Source organism: Fredinandcohnia quinoae (assembly GCF_022427965.1).
In the GTDB taxonomy this organism is placed as follows: domain Bacteria; phylum Bacillota; class Bacilli; order Bacillales; family Bacillaceae_L; genus Ferdinandcohnia; species Ferdinandcohnia quinoae.
The window spans coordinates 1-16,943 of record NZ_JAKTTI010000015.1; the positions used below are offsets into that span (position 1 = coordinate 1).

Here is a 16,943-nt window from a genome sequence, read left to right on the forward strand (position 1 = left end):
GTGGTTAACGCCGAATTCCTGTGGCTAACGCTGAATTAAAGTGACTAACGCCGAATTCCTGTGGCTAACGCTGAATTAAAGTGGTTAACGCTGAATTAAAGTGGTTAACGCCGAATTCCTGTGGTTAACGCTGAATTAAAGTGGTAACGCCGAATTCCTGTGGCTAACGCTGAATTAAAGTGGTTAACGCCGAATTCCTGTGGTTAACGCCGAATTCCTGTTGCTAACGCCGAATTAATGTTGCAACAACTAAATAATTCCCTAGACCCGTAATCATTTTAACAGATATCCCCAAAAAATTTGTCAATTAAAGAAGGGTTTCGTCAATCAATGTCGAAAAGTAAAATTTAATCAAATAAAGGAGTTGAATAAATGATAAAAAAAGAACTTGAGCCCTCCCTAAGATTAAAAAAGTTGCACGTATTACAAAGAAGATTATCCAAAAACCATCCCAAATTTCAAGAAATAGAAAGTGAACTTGGAAAAAGAATGGCCGGATATAAAGGAGAAAAGTCCTTACAATATTATTTGAGTTTTTTGGATGAAAAGCGATACCATATTTTTCATGGTCTTCGTATTAAGGATCCCGCAAATGGTCAGTTTTTTGAAATGGATGTTTTAGTTATTAGTCCAACTCACTTTTTAATCCTCGAATCAAAGAATCTTCGTGGGGAACTACATTTTGACCACATTTTCGACCAGCTAATCCAAACAAATGAAAATAAAAAGATTTCTTATACCAGTCCACTCGCACAAATAAATCGACAACAGTTCCAACTAAAGCGCCTACTAATGCATAATAATTATCCAATACCCCCATTACAAACGTTATTAGTAATAACGAATTCGTCCGCAATTCTTAGTACAACTCAAGGTCATCCGCACATACAGAAAATTACACATAGTGTTAATCTTTTGCAGAAGTTCAATAAATACGAAAGACAATTCAAAAATGGTGATTTAACTGGTAAACAGATTCAAAAGTTAACCAATCAGTTACTAAAAATGAATACCCCATTTGATGAAGATATTCTGATGAAATTTGGAATTAATGAGGATGATTTATTAAAAGGGGTATTTTGTCCTATATGTAACACATTACCAATGAAGCGAACACAGCGAAAATGGGATTGTACAGATTGTGGGTATTCTTCACGAACAGCACATATCGATTCACTCACAGATTATATTTTGCTTTTTGGAACAACCATAACTAATCGAAAACTACGTGATTTTCTGTTATTACCTTCCTGCTCAGCGGCACAACGTATTTTGAATTCTGTCAGTATTGATTTTGACGGAAATACAAAAGGAAGAGTATATTATTTATCGAAAAATCCATCATATAATCATATCTAACTTCAAGATAACTTCATTCATTAAATAGATCATCATAATTTAAAGGAAATTAAGATAATATGGAGAATAACAGAAGTAGTAATATATAGGGGAGAAGGAAATATGTTATCTTATAATCTTTTAAAAGGAAAAAAGTTGCAGCTCGTTCGAATAAGGGAAGAAGATATTGCAACAATTGTTGAATGGTATGAGGATCAGGAGTTTTTACGAAATCTTGACACACTACCTGCATTTCCAAAGCATCCTGATGCGTTTAAAGAATGGGTGGAGCAGAAAAATGAGAAGGAGTTTGTATTTGGAATTAGGGAGCTTGATTCAAATAGATTAGTAGGGTTTGTCGATCTTGACAGCATTATTTGGCCACATCGAAATGCATGGATGGCAATCGCAATTGGTGGAAAAGAAAATCGAGGTAGAGGGGTTGGATATGAGGCAATCCAGCTAGTTTTAGAATTTGCCTTTCATGAATTAAACTTGCATCGGATTCAATTAACAGTCTTTGAATACAATGAAAGGGCAATTGCTTTGTATGAAAAGGTAGGATTTAAGAGGGAGGGTACATATAGAGAATTTCTAGAGCGTGATGGGAAGCGGTATGATATGTATCTTTATGGACTTTTAAAACAGGAGTGGAGTAAAAAAGAAGCATAATTTTCATAGAGGCAAGTAAACGGATTCCACCAAAAAAGGAACCCGTTTTCTTTGCATTATGACTTTGTATAATTTAAATCCCAAGTGATTCCGAAAGGGTCTTTTACTTTTGCATATTTTGCACCCCAAAATGTGTCTTGAAGCTCCATTTCGACAGTACCTTTTTCACTTAAACGACTATAAATCTTTTGGATTTCTTCTTCACTTCCAAGCTCAAGTACTAAGGAAATATTGTTTCCGATTTCAACAGTACTTCCTGGGAAGGTGTCTGACACCATGAAAAATAGGTTATCCTTCTTAAATTGAGCATTAATGATGAGATTTTCAGCTTCAGGAGGTGTTGGGTAATCTGCATTACCATAAGTTTGAACATTTAAAATTTCACCTTCAAAAAGTTCCTTATAAAAATCTAATGCTTCTCTTGCGTTTCCGTTAAACATAAAATAGGGTGATGCTTGGTTCATCATAAATAAATCTCCTCATTTCATTAATTGTTTTAACATAACTTTGACTATGATTGCACTTTTAGGAAAATCTCATACATATCTCAATAAAATTCTCTCATTATCATCATAACTAAGGAAACGTACGTTCGTCAAATAAGGAGGTAGAAAATGAGAATAAGACAATTAACTCCACTGGATGCTAGAAAATACTGGGATCTACGGTTAATAGCATTGAAAACGGAACCGGAAGCTTTTTTAACAACATATGAAGAGGCTTTGGAAAAGGAAAATCCAATAGAAGAATATAAGGAGAGCTTTCAATCAGAAGATATTTTTACATTTGGTGCGTTCGAAGAGGAAGAATTATTTGGTGTTGTAACATTGATGCGAGATAAGCCGATAAAACTTAGACATCGAGCAAATATTGTTGCGATGTATGTAGATCCAGAAAAGCGGGGAGCGGGAGTAGGAAAATCACTTTTGATGGAAGCTATTCGTTTTGCAAAGAGATTAGGAGACATCGAGCAAATTCATTTAACTGTTAATGCTTATAATAGACTAGCAAAAAAACTATATACAGATGTTGGTTTTGATATCTATGCATTTGAAAAAAAGGCGATAAAGTTTAACGGCATATATTCTGATGAGGAGCATTTGATTTTGTTTTTAAAGGAGGAAATACAATGAAAGCAGTTATCTTTGATTTTGATGGAACGCTTGCAGATACATTGCCGATTTGTTTTTACGCATTTCAATCGGTTTTTAAAACATTTGATAATAGGGATCTTACAAATTCTGAAATTGTAGCTATGTTTGGACCTTCGGAAACTGGGATTATAAAAGAAAATCTTTCAAGTGAAAAAATAGAAGAAGCAATTGAAATGTATTATACATGCTATCAAGATAGGCATTCGCATTATGTTGAGGATAATGTTGAAATTCTTCAGCTGCTTGGAGATTTAAAAAGTATGGGTTTCAAACTTGGTATTTTTACTGGAAAAGCAAGAAGAAGTTTAGAAATTTCATTAAAAGAGTTAAAAATGGAAGCGTATTTTGACGTGATTATTACCGGAGATGATGTAGTTCAGCCGAAACCACATCCAGAAGGAATATTTCAAGCGCTAAAACGATTAGAAGCTTCGAATGAAGAAGTGATTTTTGTCGGGGATAGTGATGCTGACATTCAAGCAGGAATCAGTGCAAATGTATTCACAGTAGGAGTGCAATGGCTGCCAAACTACCAATCGATTTCATTTTCAGTACAGCCAAATGATAGCTGTTATAATGTAAAGTCATTTAAAAATTTGATTGAAAAACGATTTTAATCTAAATGATTTGCGATAAAAGATCCAGGATGAAAAGTTCTGGATCTTTTATCCTTTGTATACTTCTCGCATCATTTGATAGGACCATATATTGATCCGATTCCCGTCTGGGTCGAAGATATGAAAGCCACCCCAGCCTTTCATAGGATCTCCGGCTATTTGTGAAGGAGTTACCCCATTTTTAATTAGCATATTATACGCATCAAAGAATTCATCGGGTCTAATATCAAAGTATGTACGGACAGAAGGGTTTCCTTTTACTGCCGTCTCGATTTTTTCAAGGTAGATGTTATCATAAAAAGTTTCTTTCAGAACGTGTCGGTCGTATGCATCCTCTGTCTGTAAATGGGCAAAACCCATTTCATGGTTTACTTCCTTTTTAATGAATCCTAAGTTTTTTGTGTACCATTCAACCGCATGGTCTAGGTTGGTTACTCCAATCCTTGTATTTACTTCACCAAAACCTAGTATCTTAGCTTCGGGATATGTATCTTTCAATGAAGGATTCTCAAATACTGTAAACCGAGCATTTTCGAAACCGATGATGTCAATGCTTTTCATTCCATTTGGCAATGTAATTGGTGTACTAAATGGAATCTTGTTCAAGCGTGCATAATCAATCATTCTCTCTAAATCTCCAATTTCAAAGCAGAGCCGAACATTTCCCTCTTCGCCATGATCATTTAGAAAATGTTCATAGTCACCCTCAAATGACTTTAAAGTCACAACACCAGCTTTTGGCATCTGGAGAAATGCTTTTTTGCCAACAGGAGTAATTACTTTATCAAGGCAAGTCCAACCAAAGTGATGGGTGTACCATTCCACTCCTTCATCAAATCCATCCCAAGATACCATTATAAATCCACCATCCCAACGAAACATCATTTGTACCACTCTCCTCAAAAAATTGATATGTATACTGTTATCGTAAACCTTAAAGTAAGTTTAATGTCAACTGAAATGTTGAAAAATATAAAATTATAAGAAAAATTAAAGGGTTTTCACCAGTATATCTAGAAATATTGTTGCAACGGAGGTGTAGTGCAATGAAAGCACTTTTAGTAATTGATGTACAAAATGGAATTGTAAATTTTAGCGATTTTACAAAAGAACTATCTCTTATGGAAGAGGTAATTAAAGATTTTAAAGAAAGAAATCTTCCGGTCATTTTCATTCGACATATGGAAGATAATGAGGAAGATCCACTATATCGAAACTCTGTTGGATCAGAGCTTCATAGTTCCCTTAAAGATTATGCTGAATACATAATTGAGAAGCATACACCAAGTTCGTTTTATAAGACAGAACTCAGTAATCTTTTAGAAAAACTAGAGGTTGACCATCTTTTTATAACAGGTTTTAATACCGAATTTTGCTGCATGTTCACAGCAATTGCTGCTTATGATAGAGGTTATGAAGTAACCTTCATTGAGAATGCAACAGGAACAACGAATTCAGAAGATACATATGAAATGCCAGGGCTCGACATTAAGGACTTCGTTGGTACGGTTTTACATTGGTCTGGGGCCATCGAAGTTTTAGACTATGATGAGTATGTAGAGGAATATAAGGAAAAGAAATAATAGGTAGTATAGCCATGAGCTTCCCACATGATTTTTTAGATTGTGTGATTCAAGCTTCAGTTGATTAAAGATGAAAGGATCGATTAAATGAATTTTAATCTGCAGGAAGCAATTGAGGTTTTGAAGCGTACACCAAAAACAATTGGGATTTTTTTAGATGGATTATCTGATGAATGGATGACCTGTAATGAAGGTGAGGGAACATGGAGTGTTATTGAGGTGATCGACCATCTCATTGAAGGGGAGAAATATAATTGGATACCAAGATTAGAAATGATTCTGCTGGATGGTGAAAGTAGACCATTTCCCCCCTTTGATCGTTATTCGCATCTAAATGAGAAATCTGAAAAAAACATAGAGCAAAAATTACTTGAATTCAATACGACTAGAACAGAAAACATCGTTAAATTAACAAAGCTTATAACTCCTGACCATCTTGAATTAACAGGTTCACATCCTGCCTTTGGGAAAGTAAAAGTTAGAGAATTAATCTCAACATGGGTTGTTCATGATTTAACTCATATTTCTCAAATTGTACGGGTAATGGCAAAGAGATATAAATTGGATGTTGGACCATGGATAGAATATTTAGGGGTATTAAAGAGATGATCGAGACAAATTATTTTACCAAAGGTAAGAAAGGAATTAAAGGAAACCTTTCTATCGTATACAATTTTACTTAAAGTAAAGAAGCACAGTTGATATTTCAACGGGGAGGAATTGATTAGAATGGCTAGGGTAATAGGATTTGAGTTAAATAGTCAAGAACCAGAGAAAGTTTTGGAGTTTTATTCAAAAGTCTTCGGTTGGAAGATTGCTGAGCCTAACTGGGATTATTGGAAGGTTGTGACTGGAGAAGAAGGAAAAGCTGGAATTGATGGGGGAATTGCAAAAGGACCACATGATTACCCTTTTGGAACTCGTATCCAAATTGAAGTAGATTCAATTGATGAAGCCATTTCATTAGCAAAAGCCAACGGTGCAATGATTGTACGGGATAAAATGGAGTTTGAAGATTTTTATCTAGCATATTTAGTAGATCCTGTAGGACTTGGTATTGGGCTTGTTCAAAAAAAATAATTCAATCTTAAAAAAAATGCTATCTCTTTCGGAAAGTTGCATTTAATAAAGGGGAGAGTAAACAGAAAAATTCCCAGAGGATGTAATTCATCCTCCATTCCTAAATCGATTTGGTGTTGTACCTGCATACTTTTTAAATACTTTTATAAAGTGACTTTGGTCGTGAAAATTTAGTAGGGTCGAGATTTCCGATAAAGTATGGGACGTGTAGGTCATTAAGCTTTTGGCTTCATCTATCTTCGCACGCTGGATATATTCGATCATAGAAACACCTACTTCCTTTTTTAAAAGACTGGACAGATAACTTGGATTCATTTCAGCGACTTCAGCTAAATGAGTAAGGGTAATGTCTTCATAAAGATGAGAGAATATATAGTTTAGGCATGTATTAATTGGCTTTGAATACTTGTGTGTCTTCCCTTTTTCTACTCGTTCTGCAAATTCAATTAATGCTTTTTCAACGAACGGAAGAATTGCCCTACTCTCTTGTAATTCTTCAAGACTTTGGATAAATAAATCACTTATAGTAAAAGCAATTTCTGGGTAAATTCCCCCATCTACAGCTGCTCTTGTTGCCAAAGTGATGATCGCAACTCCTAAATTTTTTTGGCTTCTTAAATGGCTTGTTTTTGATAATACCCCTAATTCCACTGTTTCAGGCAGTGACTTAATATGTTTGATTAATTCTTCGGTTTTGCCTTCCTTAATACAATCAAAAATTTTCTTTTCAGCTAATGGATCAAAGAAGGTGCTGCTTTTTTGACGACGTTCGGAAATATAAAAATCAGGTGTTTCAAGTTTATCCATTTTCATTTCAAGCATTTCATCGTTCTGTAAAATATCTACTAGATCCAGTTGCTGCTGAAAAAGCATGTAATAGAGGACCATACTCATATTGATAAAATTCAAATGACTTAAAATTGGAAGAGAAAGGTAGTGCTGTACAAGAACATCTTGGTTTATTTTTAAATGGCTGTCGTTAATAATGCCTTTTACCGATTCATCCGATAACCTTGAATAAAGGACAGGACCGACAAGAATACATTTATTTTCTTGCAATTTGATAGAAAAATAATTTTCTAGATTTTGTGTAGTCTTGAATATTGGAATATGACAAGGCTCATCCTGAATAAAAAATTGTTTTAAAAACTCCTTTTTGGAAGGGTAAAGAGGATTATACAGACTATTATACGAGTACTCAAAAACCAAATCTCCCTCATTATCCATACAGAAAATAGATATGTTATACGAATTAAAAAGCAGCTTGCAAACATATTCCAGGGTTTCAAACTTGAAAGTATTCATAGCTCCACCTCTAGTTGAGTGAATATTTTTAAAACTATACTATAAATTTTACTATTTTTCTAAAAAATATACCATATTGTTAGGTTAAGAAAAATTATAATAGAGGGTAAGAAAACGTTTTCAAAGTCAATTTTTCGAGGAGGATTATGATGGGAAAAAATATTAAGAGAATTATTTCCGAAATGACAATCGAAGAAAAGGCAAGTCTTTGTTCTGGACTGGATTTTTGGCATACAAAAGGGATTGAAAGATTAGGAATTCCATCAATTATGGTAGCAGATGGGCCACATGGATTAAGAAAGCAGGCTGAAAACTCTGATCATATGGGGTTATACGACAGTATACCTGCTACTTGTTTCCCTTCTGCCGTAGGGTTAGCAAGTTCTTGGAATACGGAATTGATTGAAAGGGTGGGTGTGGCATTAGGTGAGGAATGTCAGGCAGAGGATGTAGCAATCCTTCTAGGACCTGGTGCAAATATAAAACGTTCGCCCCTTTGTGGTAGGAATTTTGAATATTTTTCAGAGGATCCTTATCTTTCAACACAAATGGCAGCCAATCATATTAAAGGGGTCCAAAGTCAAGGAGTAGGAACATCTTTAAAGCATTTTGCAGCGAATAATCAAGAGCACCGTAGAATGTCAACTGATGCAATAATTGATGAACGAACATTGCGTGAAATCTATCTAGCTAGTTTTGAAGGTGCTGTGAAGGAAGCGCAGCCTTGGACGGTCATGTGTGCTTATAATAAAGTCAATGGAGAGTACGCATCGGAAAATAACGATCTTTTAAATGAGATATTAAGGGAAGAGTGGGGTTTTGAAGGCTTTGTTGTCTCTGACTGGGGTGCAGTGAATGAACGAGTGGCTGGTCTTGCGAATGGTCTTGAGTTAGAGATGCCTTCTAGCCATGGAAATGGAGAGAAGAAAATTATTGATGCGGTAAAAAATGGTCAGTTGACAGAAGAAAAGCTAGATCAAGCCGTAGAGCGCCTTCTTTCAATTATTTTTAAAGCTGTTGAAAATAAAAAGGAAAATGCTATTTATAGTAAGGATTCTCATCATCAATTAGCTAGAGAGGTGGCAAGAGAGTGTGTCGTTTTATTAAAAAATGAAGATCAAATTTTACCTCTGAAAAAGGGCGGGAATATCGCTGTCATTGGTGGATTTGCTAAAAAACCTCGTTACCAAGGTGGTGGAAGCTCACATATAAATCCGACAAGACTTGAAAACTTTTTAGACGAAATAGAAAAGGTTTCAGGTAATCAAACAATGATCTCATTTGCCGAAGGCTATATCATTGATAGTGATGAATCAGATGAATCACTAATAAATGAGGCGAAAGAAGTAGCAGCTGGAGCAGATACAGTGATTCTTTTTGTTGGGCTGCCTGATCGCTATGAATCTGAAGGGTATGATCGTGAGCATCTACGAATGCCTGAAAATCATGTTCAGCTTATTGAGGCTATTTCTGAAGTTAACAAAAACATTGTTGTCGTATTAAGTAATGGTTCACCAATTGAAATGCCGTGGATTGATAAGGTAAAAGGGGTATTAGAAGGTTATTTAGCAGGGCAGGCATATGGTGGGGCAATTGCAGATTTATTATTTGGGGATGCAAATCCAAGTGGCAAATTAGCTGAGACCTTCCCGAAGGTGTTAAGTGACAATCCATCCTATTTAAATTTCCCGGGTGATGGAGATCGAGTGGAATACAAAGAAGGAATATTCGTTGGTTATCGTTATTATGACAAGAAAAAAATTGAACCGCTATTCCCGTTTGGTTTTGGCTTAAGTTATACAAACTTTGAATATAGTCGTCTATCTATTGATAAGAATGAAATTCAGGATGTTGATAACGTTTCAATCAGTGTAAATGTTAAGAATACTGGTCATATCACAGGGAAAGAAATTGTGCAGCTTTATGTGAAAGATGTATGTAGCAGTATTGCCCGACCTGAAAAGGAGCTTAAAGGCTTTAAGAAAGTAGAGTTACAACCTGGGGAAGAAAAGACTGTTACTTTCATTTTAGACAAACGTTCATTTGCTTACTATAACGTGGAATTAAAAGACTGGCATGTTGAGACAGGTGAATTTGATATTTTAATTGGAAAATCATCAAGTGAGATTGTTCTATCTGACAGAATCCATGTTAAGTCCACTGTTTCAATTCCGAAAAAGATACACAGAAATACACTTGTTGGTGACATTCTATCAGATCCAATTTTAGCACCTATTGCAATTGATCTTTTTGAAAAAGCAGGTGAAATGAATCCACTTATAAATGGAACAGACGTAGAAAGTGATGCTGCAAAAACAATGGCTGCTATGCTCAAAAATACACCTTTACGTGCGCTTGTTAATTTTAGTGAGGGCAGATTTACGGATGAAATGTTAATTGGAGTAATCGATCTTTTTAATAGCCAGATACAAAAATAAAACAGATTGATCGATGCATCCGGAACAATTGTGAATTGGTTTAGTTTTCTACCTTGAGGGGGAAGTATATGGCTGAAAAGACTTTGAAAAGCCAAGTAAAAACACCGTTTGGCAGATTAACTTTTGGCATTCTGTTAGGTTATTCATGCATGATGGTTGGTCTGATGACCCCAGCTGTTATGCTATTATCATTTAAAATGATTGAAATTGACCCTCAAGGATACACGACATCATATGGTTTAGTCGCAGGTGCTGGTGCTTTCTTGGCGTTAATTGGGAATCCGTTGGGTGGTGCGATAAGTGATCGTACAAATATTCCATTTGGACGGCGTCGCACTTGGATTTTATTAGGATCATTATTGGGCTGCATGGCGCTGATTTGGATTGGGCTCTCAACAGAAATTTGGCAGGTGTTAATTGCATGGTGTGTGGCACAGCTGTTCTTTAACTTTGGGATGGCTGCCTACACTGCACTAATTCCCGACCAAGTTGAAGAACATAGACGTGGAACAATGTCAGGCCTAATTGGACTGACTCTACCAATTGGCATTGGGGTCGGAATGATTCTCATGATGAGTTTGAATTCAGTTCCTACAATTACAAAATGGTTCGTCATAACAATTATTGCTATAGTTGGCCCAATCCTCAGTTTATTCATTATTCGTGATGGAAAAGTAGAAAAAGTGGCAGTGGAAAAGAAGAACTTAACTTTAGTGGAAAAGCTAAGTAAGGTTTATCCTAATCCCCGTGTGTTTCCAGAGTTTACATGGGCAATCATCTCTAAGTTTTTACTGAATATTGGATTAGGTGTTACTTCTTATCTAACAATCTATCTCGTTAACCGACTAGGATTTTCGGAAAGTGAAGCAACTACAAGCGTTGGTCTAATTAATATTCTTGCTTTAGCAGCAACTGCTTTTACAAGTGTATTAGGAGGAATTCTATCAGACAAACTCAAGAAACAAAAGCCATTTTTATATAGCTCAGCTTTCGTTATTTTAGTCGGGATATTAGTAGTTGCATTTTTACCAAACTACACGACAATTCTTATTGCTGGAGTCATAATTGGCCTAGGTATGGGTTGTTTTACCTCTGTTGATATGGCATTAGTAACGCGTATTTTACCTAATCAGGAAGATGCAGCTAAGGACTTTGGATTAATGAATGTAGCAAATACACTTCCGCAATCGATTGTTCCATTGATTGCACCTTTATTATTAGGGATTGGAGGCTGGAATTTCTTTTATTTATTCCTGGCATCGTTTGTTGTACTGAGTATTTTTGCGATTAAACCATTACCAGAGGTTGGAGAATATAGAAAAGAGAAACAGCAAATTTTGACCGATGCAAATAAGGGACAGACAATTAATTAGTTATTGGGAGGCTAAATAATGGAAAAGAAGGTGCACCCTGAATTACTTGGTCATTTAATGGCTACACCAGAAATTAAGCTTGATTGGGAGACTGTCGATATCAATATGGTTAGACAACTTGCAAATGAGGTGTCTAGATCGAACCCGCAACCAAGAGATGAAACGATTACAATTTCAGATCAGTTGATTCCAGGGCCAGAAGGTGCCGAAGAGGTAAGGGTACGAATATATGAGCCTATCGAAAAGAAAGGAATCCTCCCAGGATTATTATGGATTCATGGTGGCGGCTATGTGATGGGAACACCTGATAGTGATGATGCGCTTTGTCAACGCTTTGTTTCGGAAGCGGAATGCATTGTTGTATCGGTAGATTATCGATTAGCTCCGGAACATCCATATCCTGTACCTTTAGAAGATTGCTATGCTGCATTAACGTGGTTTGCTGATCACGCATACGAACTTGGAGTAGATGTTTCCCGTATTGGAGTTGCTGGCGCAAGTGCTGGTGGTGGCTTAACAGCTGCACTCACTCTATTAGCTAGAGATCGAAAAGGGCCACATATTGTTTTTCAAATGCCGTTATACCCGATGATCGATCATCGTAATATAACACCATCAAGTATTGAAATTACCGATCATCGAGTATGGAATCGAGACTATAACATAAAAGCTTGGGAATTATATTTAGGGGCTAAACAGAAAGGTGAAGTATCACCATATGCATCACCTGCTCTCGCTGCTGATCTTTCAGGACTTCCACCAACCTATACATGTATTGGAACGCTTGACCCATTCCGTGATGAAACGATTAATTATGTTGCAAGATTAAGTCAAGCAGGAGTAACCACGGAGTTTCATCTATATCCTGGATGTTACCACGGATTTGAGCTGGGAATCCCAGATGCTGAAGTCAGTCAACGTGCCTTAAAGCAATATGTGGAAGCAATGAAACTTGGATTACAATAATAATCATCTTTACGCCGACTATTATTCAGTCGGTATTTTTTTGTCTTGCTATTCTACTAGATTTCGATTATTATTAAATGCAGTTACACATATTGTGTTAATGAACAAAATTTAAACTACATATAGTGTTTAGCCTTGAAAGTAGATGCCTGTAGGCTTAAAAGGGAATTTGGTGAAATACCAGAACTGCCCCCGCAACTGTAAATGCGTACGAAATGAAATTACCACTGTATATTGAAGCTTCGAAAGAGGTTTGTATGCGGGAAGGATTCAAAGTAGGTTGATGCATAAGTCAGGAGACCTGTCTATTTTTGAGATGTTTTAACTTCTTCGGGGATTGAGAAGGAAACGGTGGCTGTCGGGAAACCAAGTTTCTTTCTTTTTCTCTGATGTTATCGTATTATCCGCTCAATCTAATTGGGCGGATTTTTTATTTTTATTGGAGGGGACAAAATGAGTACTACATTTCAATCTGATTTGGAAATTGTTATTGCCGAGCTTAACAACGCTTCACGAAAGTATCAACTAGATATTTCAGAGATTACAAAACGTATAAGAGCAAAGAATCTATCAAAGTCAGAAGCAAACCAACAGGCATTATTTTATGCATTAAATAATATTGCAATGGATCAACCTGATTGGACATTTTTAGCTGCAAAGCTCTACTTAGATGAACTATATGAAGAAGCAGGTAAAAATCGGAACTATGATTCTCATTTGAAATATGGAGATTTATATAAGCTCATTCAGACACTAACCGATAAGGGGATTTATTCCACCGACCTTCTATATTCCTATCAAAAAGAAGAGATCGTAGAATTGGCAAAAGAAATTGATCCAACACGTGATTCTTTATTTACTTACATTGGTTTATTTTTACTTGCTGATCGATATGTAGCAAGGGACCATGAGAGAAATGTGTATGAGCTACCTCAAGAGAGATTTATGATTATTGCAATGACATTAATGAAAAATGAAGAAAAATCGAAAAGAGTGGGATTTGTCAAAGAGGCATACTGGGCATTAAGTAATTTATATATGACTGTTGCGACACCAACTCTTTCAAATGCTGGAAAAAGCTTTGGACAACTATCGTCATGTTTCATTGATACTGTCGATGATTCTCTTGATAGCATTTATTTAAACAATTGGGATATTGCAAGGTTGAGTAAAGATGGTGGTGGAATCGGAATTTACTATGGAAAGGTTCGTGCACTAGGCTCTGATATTAAGAAATTTAAAGGTAATTCTTCAGGGGTTGTCCCATGGATTCGCTTAATTAATGATACAGCTGTTAGTGTAGACCAACTTGGTCAACGTCAAGGTGCAATTGCCATTTATCTGGATCTTTTCCATAAGGATATCATGAATGGATTTTTAGATTTGAAGACGAATAATGGAGATGAACGCAGAAAAGCACATGATATTTTTACTGGTGTGACTGTCCCAGACCTCTTTATGCAAAGATTAGAAGAAGTCGATGAGAATGGAAGAAGTATTGGTGAATGGCATACGTTTTGCCCTCATCAAGTGAAGCAATTGATGGGGTGGAAGGATGAAAATGGCAATCTACTAGGTCTTGAGGATTTTTATGATGAAACTGACAGAAAATTTTTTACTAAGAAATATATGGAAGCAGTGAACAATCCACTTTTACCTAGAAAAACATATCGTGCGATGGATATTATGGCACGTATTATGGTTGCTCAATTAGAAACTGGAACACCTTACATGTTTTACCGAGACGAAGTTAATCGTCAAAATCCAAATAAGCATCTTTCTGGGATAGGGAGGACATCAATCTATTGTAGTAATCTTTGTACAGAGATTACTCAAAATATGTCAGCAACCACAATTGTGAAGGAATTCAAGGATGAAGATGGAAATATCGTCATTGTTCGAAAACCGGGTGATTTTGTAGTTTGTAATTTATCTTCTATTAATCTACCAAAGGCCGTTAAGCAAAATGTACTTGAACGCTTAATTCGCATTCAAGTAAGAATGCTTGACAATGTAGTTGATTTAAATACAATTTCAGTCGGACAAGCTGAGATGACAAATAAGAAATTCAGAGCAGTTGGTCTTGGTACATTTGGCTGGCATCATTTGTTAGCACTTGAAGGCATCCATTGGGAATCTAATAAGGCTGTTCAATATGCTGATGAGCTTTATGAAGATATTGCTTACTATACAATACGTTCTTCAATGGAACTAGCTCAGGAAAAAGGAGCTTACAGTAAGTTTGAAGGATCCGAATGGCAGACAGGTGAATATTTTCAGCGTAAACAATACCAGTCATCACGATGGGACGAACTAAAAGAAAATGTTGCAAACAATGGCATCCGGAATGGATGGCTGATGGCTGTTGCTCCTAATTCATCAACTGCAAAAATAGGTGGATCAACAGATGGAATCGATCCTTTGTATGCTGTTGAATACGCTGAGGAGAAGAAGAATTTTAAATTCAAAGTAACGGCTCCAGATTTGAACCATATTACGTATAATTATTATCGTCGTGCACGACATGAGCTTGACCAGGTGTGGGGTATAAGACAAAATGCTGCTCGCCAGCGTCATATTGATCAAGCCATTAGTTTTAACCTTTATGTAAGACACGACATAAAAGCTAAGGAATTATTAAATCTACATCTGGAAGCATGGAAGCAAGGGTTGAAAACAACCTATTATGTACGAAGCACTTCCCAGGAGGAAATAGAAGAATGTGAGGCTTGTCATAGCTAAATAAAGGAGTGGGAATATGAGTATGAATACACTTTTAACGAAAATAAAATTATTAAACCCAGAACATCCAAATAAATCAACAGGTATTATTAACGGACAATCGTCAGGATTACTGAACTGGAATGATATTGCCTATCCACAGATGTATACCTTATATCAAACATTGCTAGCAAACTTTTGGAAGGCTCAGGAAATAAATATGCAGGATGATATTAAGCAATGGGATCTTTTAAGTCCAACGGAACAGGATATTTTCCTAAGGGTGAATACACAGCTGGCATCACTTGATAGCTTGCAAACCCCAACGATGAGTCAGGTTATGGATTATGTAACAGATTCTAGCTTCAAGGCTATTTTTGCTGTTATCTCACAACAGGAAGCTGTGCATAACGAGTCTTATTCCTATATATTGAGTTCTCTTATTCCTTTACGTGAGCAAAATGAACGATTCAATCAGGCGAAAAGCGACCCAATTGTACAAAAGCGAAATGAACTCATTTTAGATGCATATGAATGTTTTCGTGAGAATCCAACACCGCAGAATTTATTTAAGCTTGGGATTAATTCGATTAATCTTGAAGGTATTTATTTTTATGCTGGCTTTGCATTTTTCTATCATTTGGCACGTCAACAAAAAATGTTGAAGACGAGTACAATGATTAGTTATATTCAGCGGGATGAAATGCAGCATGCCTATTTTATCGCACAGTTTGTACGGATTCTTTTAACTGAAAATCCTGATCTAAATAATGAAGAAAATATCGAATATGTGTATAACACAGTGGGACAAGCGGTGGAGCTAGAAAAGGCATGGGCAAGTGTAATTTTAAAGGACATTGAAGGTATTGAATTGAATGAATTCAAAGGATATGTGGAATATCTTGCGAATAAGCGCTTACGTCAGCTCGGACTTCAAAATCTATATGAGGAAAGAGACAATCCGATGCCATGGATTCACGTCTTCAGTGATGAAATGATGAATGAAACAAAATCTGATTTCTTCGAACAAAAATCCCGAACCTATACTAAGGTTTCACAGTCAAATGGCTTCGATGAATTGTAGGTGTGGGTTATGAAAATAGCAGTTGTTTACTCTTCTATAACAGGAAATACCAATGAAGTAGCGAATATCATTCACCAATTTTTCAAGAATGAAATTGATAATGTGCAATTATACCAAATTGATCAGTTTCCGATTTCACAAATTAACCATTTTGATGCTATTGTCATCGGAACATATACGTGGGGAGATGGAGAAATACCTCAAGAAATGAAGACGATATATCAAGCTTTTGAGGATCAAGAATCCAAAAAGATTGTGACTGGTGTGTTCGGAACTGGTGACAGATTTTATCCTCATTTTTGCGGGGCAGTTAATGATTTTAGAGATATGTTGTATGTACATTCAAACTTGGCTGCAACACTAAAAATAGAACTATCCCCACAACTACAGGATATTGAAAGGTGTCAAAGATTAGTTAAGTCTGTGATGAAGCGGATACATGAAGCAAGTAGATCTAAGGTTTTAATATAACGATTAGGGGTATGAGCGTAATATTCATTGCGTTCATACTCTTTTTGTTTTTAATTTGGTTGTAGTTGGAAGGTAACAGTTCACACCATGTATTTCGTTTTTTTGGTACAATTAGAGTATTAAATGAAACAATGATTCAAC

Annotated in this window: 16 protein-coding genes and 1 riboswitch; of the genes, 13 read left to right on the forward strand and 3 right to left on the reverse strand. The window is 36.0% G+C overall.

The window, feature by feature from the left end:
* Nucleotides 1-372 precede the first annotated feature (372 nt).
* Both MJG50_RS10735 and MJG50_RS10740 read left to right on the forward strand, forming a co-directional pair.
* On the forward strand, nt 373-1,359 hold the full coding sequence (locus tag MJG50_RS10735; protein WP_240255621.1) for a nuclease-related domain-containing protein: 987 nt from the start codon (nt 373-375) through the stop codon (nt 1,357-1,359).
* Nucleotides 1,360-1,461: 102 nt separating this feature from the next.
* A complete protein-coding gene (locus tag MJG50_RS10740; RefSeq protein ID WP_240255623.1) occupies nt 1,462-2,010 on the forward strand; it encodes a GNAT family N-acetyltransferase in 549 nt (182 codons plus the stop codon).
* 56 nt (nt 2,011-2,066) lie between these two features.
* Here the strand turns inward: MJG50_RS10740 and MJG50_RS10745 are convergent, their stop codons facing one another.
* Nucleotides 2,067-2,477, reverse strand: coding sequence for a VOC family protein (locus MJG50_RS10745; RefSeq protein ID WP_240255624.1), 411 nt, complete (start codon nt 2,475-2,477; stop codon nt 2,067-2,069).
* A gap of 147 nt (nt 2,478-2,624) precedes the next feature.
* Here MJG50_RS10745 and MJG50_RS10750 point away from each other — a divergent pair, with 147 nt between their 5' ends.
* Together MJG50_RS10750 and MJG50_RS10755 are read left to right on the forward strand one after the other, a co-directional pair.
* Nucleotides 2,625-3,143, forward strand: a complete 519-nt coding sequence (locus MJG50_RS10750) for a GNAT family N-acetyltransferase (protein WP_240255626.1) — start codon at nt 2,625-2,627, stop codon at nt 3,141-3,143.
* On the forward strand, nt 3,140-3,781 hold the full coding sequence (locus tag MJG50_RS10755; protein ID WP_240255628.1) for an HAD family hydrolase: 642 nt from the start codon (nt 3,140-3,142) through the stop codon (nt 3,779-3,781). The genes MJG50_RS10750 and MJG50_RS10755 overlap by 4 nt, the downstream gene beginning before the upstream one ends.
* Before the next feature lie 48 nt (nt 3,782-3,829).
* On the opposite strand, the gene MJG50_RS10760 is transcribed toward MJG50_RS10755, so the two are convergent.
* On the reverse strand, nt 3,830-4,666 hold the full coding sequence (locus tag MJG50_RS10760) for a VOC family protein (RefSeq protein ID WP_240255630.1): 837 nt from the start codon (nt 4,664-4,666) through the stop codon (nt 3,830-3,832).
* Between the two features lie 161 nt (nt 4,667-4,827).
* Between MJG50_RS10760 and MJG50_RS10765 the strand changes: the two genes are divergently transcribed.
* From MJG50_RS10765 to MJG50_RS10775, 3 genes are all read left to right on the forward strand, one after another.
* On the forward strand, nt 4,828-5,364 hold the full coding sequence (locus MJG50_RS10765; RefSeq protein WP_240255632.1) for an isochorismatase family protein: 537 nt from the start codon (nt 4,828-4,830) through the stop codon (nt 5,362-5,364).
* 87 nt (nt 5,365-5,451) lie between these two features.
* A complete protein-coding gene (locus tag MJG50_RS10770; RefSeq protein ID WP_240255634.1) occupies nt 5,452-5,973 on the forward strand; it encodes a DinB family protein in 522 nt (173 codons plus the stop codon).
* 120 nt (nt 5,974-6,093) lie between these two features.
* Nucleotides 6,094-6,444, forward strand: a complete 351-nt coding sequence (locus MJG50_RS10775) for a VOC family protein (protein ID WP_240255636.1) — start codon at nt 6,094-6,096, stop codon at nt 6,442-6,444.
* 87 nt (nt 6,445-6,531) lie between these two features.
* Here MJG50_RS10775 and MJG50_RS10780 read toward each other — a convergent pair whose 3' ends face one another.
* Nucleotides 6,532-7,749, reverse strand: coding sequence for a helix-turn-helix domain-containing protein (locus tag MJG50_RS10780; protein ID WP_240255638.1), 1,218 nt, complete (start codon nt 7,747-7,749; stop codon nt 6,532-6,534).
* 149 nt (nt 7,750-7,898) lie between these two features.
* Between MJG50_RS10780 and MJG50_RS10785 the strand changes: the two genes are divergently transcribed.
* The 6 genes from MJG50_RS10785 (at nt 7,899) to MJG50_RS10810 (ending at nt 16,802) form a co-directional block, all read left to right on the forward strand.
* The gene (locus MJG50_RS10785; RefSeq protein WP_240255640.1) at nt 7,899-10,187 is read left to right on the forward strand and encodes a glycoside hydrolase family 3 C-terminal domain-containing protein; all 2,289 of its coding nucleotides are present in this window, start codon (nt 7,899-7,901) and stop codon (nt 10,185-10,187) included.
* A gap of 68 nt (nt 10,188-10,255) precedes the next feature.
* Entirely contained in the window at nt 10,256-11,560 is a 1,305-nt protein-coding gene (locus tag MJG50_RS10790) for an MFS transporter (protein WP_240255642.1), read from the forward strand.
* 18 nt (nt 11,561-11,578) lie between these two features.
* Complete coding sequence (locus MJG50_RS10795; protein ID WP_431307273.1) at nt 11,579-12,526, forward strand: alpha/beta hydrolase; 948 nt, start codon at nt 11,579-11,581, stop codon at nt 12,524-12,526.
* A 126-nt stretch (nt 12,527-12,652) separates the two neighbouring features.
* Nucleotides 12,653-12,849: riboswitch (cobalamin riboswitch) on the forward strand.
* Nucleotides 12,850-12,979: 130 nt separating this feature from the next.
* Nucleotides 12,980-15,268, forward strand: a complete 2,289-nt coding sequence (locus MJG50_RS10800) for a ribonucleoside-diphosphate reductase subunit alpha (RefSeq protein WP_240255644.1) — start codon at nt 12,980-12,982, stop codon at nt 15,266-15,268.
* Nucleotides 15,269-15,290: 22 nt separating this feature from the next.
* Nucleotides 15,291-16,331, forward strand: coding sequence for a ribonucleotide-diphosphate reductase subunit beta (locus tag MJG50_RS10805; RefSeq protein ID WP_431307274.1), 1,041 nt, complete (start codon nt 15,291-15,293; stop codon nt 16,329-16,331).
* A gap of 9 nt (nt 16,332-16,340) precedes the next feature.
* Nucleotides 16,341-16,802 carry a flavodoxin domain-containing protein gene (locus MJG50_RS10810; RefSeq protein ID WP_240255648.1) on the forward strand — a complete coding sequence of 154 codons (462 nt, stop codon included), beginning with the start codon at nt 16,341-16,343 and terminating at the stop codon, nt 16,800-16,802.
* The last annotated feature ends 141 nt before the right edge of the window (nt 16,803-16,943 follow it).

Bases quoted from the DNA above. Each gene is read 5' to 3' on its own strand.
- MJG50_RS10735 (WP_240255621.1), top strand. From the start codon at position 373: ATGATAAAAAAAGAACTTGAGCCCTCCCTAAGATTAAAAAAGTTGCAC.
- MJG50_RS10805 (WP_431307274.1), top strand. From the start codon at position 15,291: ATGAATACACTTTTAACGAAAATAAAATTATTAAACCCAGAACATCCA.
- MJG50_RS10790 (WP_240255642.1), top strand. From the start codon at position 10,256: ATGGCTGAAAAGACTTTGAAAAGCCAAGTAAAAACACCGTTTGGCAGA.
- MJG50_RS10765 (WP_240255632.1), top strand. From the start codon at position 4,828: ATGAAAGCACTTTTAGTAATTGATGTACAAAATGGAATTGTAAATTTT.
- MJG50_RS10755 (WP_240255628.1), top strand. From the start codon at position 3,140: ATGAAAGCAGTTATCTTTGATTTTGATGGAACGCTTGCAGATACATTG.
- MJG50_RS10770 (WP_240255634.1), top strand. From the start codon at position 5,452: ATGAATTTTAATCTGCAGGAAGCAATTGAGGTTTTGAAGCGTACACCA.
- MJG50_RS10745 (WP_240255624.1), bottom strand. From the start codon at position 2,477: ATGATGAACCAAGCATCACCCTATTTTATGTTTAACGGAAACGCAAGA.
- MJG50_RS10775 (WP_240255636.1), top strand. From the start codon at position 6,094: ATGGCTAGGGTAATAGGATTTGAGTTAAATAGTCAAGAACCAGAGAAA.
- MJG50_RS10785 (WP_240255640.1), top strand. From the start codon at position 7,899: ATGGGAAAAAATATTAAGAGAATTATTTCCGAAATGACAATCGAAGAA.
- MJG50_RS10795 (WP_431307273.1), top strand. From the start codon at position 11,579: ATGGAAAAGAAGGTGCACCCTGAATTACTTGGTCATTTAATGGCTACA.
- MJG50_RS10750 (WP_240255626.1), top strand. From the start codon at position 2,625: ATGAGAATAAGACAATTAACTCCACTGGATGCTAGAAAATACTGGGAT.
- MJG50_RS10810 (WP_240255648.1), top strand. From the start codon at position 16,341: ATGAAAATAGCAGTTGTTTACTCTTCTATAACAGGAAATACCAATGAA.
- MJG50_RS10740 (WP_240255623.1), top strand. From the start codon at position 1,462: ATGTTATCTTATAATCTTTTAAAAGGAAAAAAGTTGCAGCTCGTTCGA.
- MJG50_RS10780 (WP_240255638.1), bottom strand. From the start codon at position 7,749: ATGAATACTTTCAAGTTTGAAACCCTGGAATATGTTTGCAAGCTGCTT.
- MJG50_RS10760 (WP_240255630.1), bottom strand. From the start codon at position 4,666: ATGATGTTTCGTTGGGATGGTGGATTTATAATGGTATCTTGGGATGGA.
- MJG50_RS10800 (WP_240255644.1), top strand. From the start codon at position 12,980: ATGAGTACTACATTTCAATCTGATTTGGAAATTGTTATTGCCGAGCTT.